Raw genomic sequence first — 490 nt, 5'->3', positions numbered from 1 at the left:
CTTCATCCCATTCCGCCTCCCGAAACGAGTCTCCTTCCCGGATAAGCGGTTTGGTAAGGCGCTTTTCACTATTGACGAAATCCCAGCCGAATTTCCCTTTCACACACGTCGAAATTCCATTTGCGGGCGCCTCAGCCTGAGGCTCGACCTTTAAAATGTCTCTTCCTTTCGTCCATATATCAAAACTGCAGCCGACACCGCAGTATGTGCATACGGTTTTCGTTTTCTTGATTCTTTCATCCCGCATGGCCGATTCCATATCCGATATGGCTAAAATTGATCCGTATCCGGTTTCGACGCCTTTTGTGATATCAATCATCGGCCGAAGCGTCTCTTGGTTAATGCCTGTTAAATACCCAGCTTCGCCTTCCATGCCTTTTTCCATCATGGCATTGCACGGACATACCGTCGAACAATGTCCGCAGGAAACACATGATGATTCATTGATCGGCACATCCTGATCCCAAATGACCCGCGGGCGTTTCCGCTC

The 490-nt window shown here is 49.2% G+C and carries 2 pseudogenes; both read right to left on the bottom strand.

Going from position 1 to position 490, the window contains the following annotated elements:
- Positions 1–373 (bottom strand): annotated as a pseudogene (locus ACTD9P_RS29725) (oxidoreductase); the annotation flags it as partial.
- Between the two features lie 18 nt (positions 374–391).
- A pseudogene (locus ACTD9P_RS29720) lies at positions 392–454 on the bottom strand (4Fe-4S binding protein); the annotation flags it as partial.
- Between the last annotated feature and the right edge of the window lie 36 nt (positions 455–490).

The organism is Pseudomonas onubensis (genome assembly GCF_965653655.1).
Classification (GTDB): domain Bacteria; phylum Pseudomonadota; class Gammaproteobacteria; order Pseudomonadales; family Pseudomonadaceae; genus Aquipseudomonas.
The sequence above is the reverse complement of the archived record's forward strand: the minus strand, read 5'-3'. Positions and strand labels throughout refer to the sequence as shown.